Annotated in this window: 4 protein-coding genes and 1 pseudogene; all 5 read left to right on the top strand. The window is 65.8% G+C overall.

Annotated elements, in window-relative coordinates:
* Positions 1–166, top strand: a pseudogene (locus tag MOV74_RS35700) (flagellar M-ring protein FliF); the annotation flags it as partial.
* 44 nt (positions 167–210) lie between these two features.
* A complete protein-coding gene (gene fliG, locus MOV74_RS35705; RefSeq protein WP_246931903.1) occupies positions 211–1,302 on the top strand; it encodes a flagellar motor switch protein FliG in 1,092 nt (363 codons plus the stop codon).
* On the top strand, positions 1,302–1,925 hold the full coding sequence (locus MOV74_RS35710; RefSeq protein ID WP_246931905.1) for a FliH/SctL family protein: 624 nt from the start codon (positions 1,302–1,304) through the stop codon (positions 1,923–1,925). Before fliG ends, MOV74_RS35710 begins: the two co-directional genes overlap by 1 nt.
* 3 nt (positions 1,926–1,928) lie before the next feature.
* A complete protein-coding gene (gene fliN / locus MOV74_RS35715) occupies positions 1,929–2,279 on the top strand; it encodes a flagellar motor switch protein FliN (RefSeq protein ID WP_140481065.1) in 351 nt (116 codons plus the stop codon).
* 58 nt (positions 2,280–2,337) lie between these two features.
* On the top strand, positions 2,338–2,649 hold a 312-nt coding region (locus MOV74_RS35720; protein ID WP_404979224.1), incomplete at its 3' end, for a response regulator.

Below are 2,649 nucleotides of genomic sequence, written 5' to 3' on the forward strand. Positions count from 1 at the left end.
CGCCCAGCCGCTGCTGCCAAGCGGCGCCGCCAGCGCGATCGACGTCGCCACCATCCAGGGCCAGGTCCACGCCCAGTCCGTTCATCGCGTCGGCGAGCTCGCCGAGCGCAACCCCAACGAAACCGTCGCCATCATCCGCCAGTGGCTGACCGAACCAACCAAGTAATCCGAATCAAGAATCCCAGCCAGTGAATCAAGAAGTGATCTGACATGGCCGCCAGTCTGCAAAACGCCAACTCGAACGACATCACCAGCGTGATCTCCACGCTCGGCCAGCGTGCCGGCAGCCGCGCGGGCGCCCAGACCGAGGCAGTGACGGGACCCAAGCGCGCCGCGATCCTGATGCTCGCGCTGGGCGAGCAGTATGGGGGCAAGATCTGGTCGATGCTCGACGACGACGAGGTGCGCCAGCTCTCGCTGGAGATGTCGACGCTCGGCACCGTCGAGGTCGATACGGTCGAGGACATGCTGCTCGAATTCGTCTCGCGCATGTCGGCCTCCGGCGCGCTGATGGGCAATTTCGACGCCACCGAGCGGCTGCTGCAGCAATACCTGCCGCCGGAGCGTGTCAACGGCATCATGGACGAGATCCGCGGCCCTGCCGGGCGCAACATGTGGGAGAAGCTCTCCAACGTGCAGGAAGAGGTCCTCGCCAACTACCTCAAGAACGAATATCCACAAACCATCGCGGTCGTGCTGTCGAAGCTGAAGCCGGAGCACGCCGCGCGCGTGCTCGGCATCTTCCCCGAGGAGCTCGCGCTCGACGTCGTCAACCGCATGCTGAAGATGGAAGCGGTGCAGAAGGAGGTGATCGAGAGCGTGGAGAAGACGCTGCGCACCGAATTCATGTCCAATCTGTCCCAGACCCGCCGCCGCGACGCCCACGAGGTGATGGCTGAAATCTTCAACAATTTCGACCGCCAGACCGAAACTCGCTTCATCACCTCGCTGGAAGAGGACAACCGCGAATCGGCCGAGCGCATCAAGGCGCTGATGTTCACCTTCGACGACCTCGTGAAGCTCGATTCCGGATCGGCCCAGACCCTGATGCGCAACGTCGACAAGGACAAGCTCGGCGTCGCGCTCAAGAGCGCCAACGAGGACGTCCGCAACTTCTTCTTCGGCAACATGTCCTCGCGCGCGGCCAAGATGCTCCAGGACGACATGGCGGCGATGGGCCCGGTCCGGCTGCGCGACGTCGACGAGGCCCAGGCGCTGCTGGTCAACCTCGCCAAGGATCTCGCCGCCAAGGGCGAGATCATGCTGACCAAGAACCGCGCCGACGACGAACTGGTGTACTGATGGCCGCTCCGGCAAAATTCCTGTTCGATACCGACTTCGCGGCGCCCGAGCGGGCGACGCGGGAGAAGGCCGCGACCGCCACGGAGATCGCCCAGAAGATCGCCGAAGCCGAGGCGCGCGCCTATCAGGACGGCTTTGCCGCCGGCCAGCTGGAGGCCAAGGCCGAGAGCGACCGCCGCGTCGCGCTGGCCATGGAAGAGATCAACATCGGCATCCGCGGCATCGCGTCCGGCATCGGCAACATCGAATCGAAGATGGAGACCGAGGCGGTCGACGTCGCGGTGGCGGTCGCGCGCAAATTGTGCGCCGACCTCGTCGCCGCCGAGCCGCTGGGCGAGATCGTCGCGCTGGTCAAGGACTGCTTCTCGCATCTGGTCGCGACGCCGCATCTGGTGGTCCGCGTCAACGACGCGCTCTACGACAGCGCACGCGAGAAGATCGAGCGGCTCGCCAAGCAGAGCGGCTTCGAAGGACGGCTGGTGATCCTGGCCGAGCCGGAGATTGCGACCGGCGACTGCCGGATCGAATGGGCCGATGGCGGCGTCGTGCTCGAGCGCGGCGCCATCGCGGCCAAGATCGACGAAATGGTCGGACGCTATGTCGCGTCCCGCAGGGGGAGTTAACCCATGAGCGACACCGACGGACAGGTCCCGCTGCCCGATCTCAACGGCCCGATGCCGCCCACCGGCACGGACGTCGGCTACAGCGAGGACGAATATGCGGCGCGTGCCGCCGCCGATCTCGAGGCCGTGTTCGACGTTCCCGTGCAGGTCTCGGCGGTGCTCGGCCGCTCCAAGATGGACGTCAGCGAGCTCCTGAAGCTCGGGCCCGGCACCGTGCTCGAGCTCGACCGGCGCGTGGGCGAAGCCATCGACATCTACGTCAACAACAAGCTGGTCGCCCGCGGCGAAGTCGTCCTGGTCGAGGACAAGCTCGGCGTGACCATGACCGAAATCATCAAGACCGAACGCAGCTAGCTATTGCGACTGCAAGGAATGACGCGCGGCAGCGCGACCAGACGGACAGGAGACTGACATGCGGCTTCTCATCGTTGGCACATTGAAGGGCCAGCTCACCACCGCCACCAAGATCGCGATGGACAACGGCGCCACCGTGACCCATGCCGAGGATCACGAGCAGGCCATGCGCGTGCTGCGCGGCGGCAAGGGCGCCGACCTCCTGCTGGTCGACGTCGCCCTCGACATCCGCGACCTCGTGATGCGGCTCGAAGCCGAGCACATCCATGCCCCGATCGTGGCCTGCGGCATCACCAACGACGCCCGCGCCGCGGTCGCCGCGATCCACGCCGGCGCCAAGGAATACATCCCGCTGCCGCCCGATCCCGAG

This window comes from Bradyrhizobium sp. SHOUNA76 (assembly GCF_023006445.1).
GTDB lineage: Bacteria > Pseudomonadota > Alphaproteobacteria > Rhizobiales > Xanthobacteraceae > Bradyrhizobium.

What these genes read in the sequence shown, in the direction of transcription:
- fliG (WP_246931903.1), top strand. Translation starts at nt 211, where the DNA reads ATGGCCGCCAGTCTGCAAAACGCCAACTCGAACGACATCACCAGCGTG.
- MOV74_RS35710 (WP_246931905.1), top strand. Translation starts at nt 1,302, where the DNA reads ATGGCCGCTCCGGCAAAATTCCTGTTCGATACCGACTTCGCGGCGCCC.
- fliN (WP_140481065.1), top strand. Translation starts at nt 1,929, where the DNA reads ATGAGCGACACCGACGGACAGGTCCCGCTGCCCGATCTCAACGGCCCG.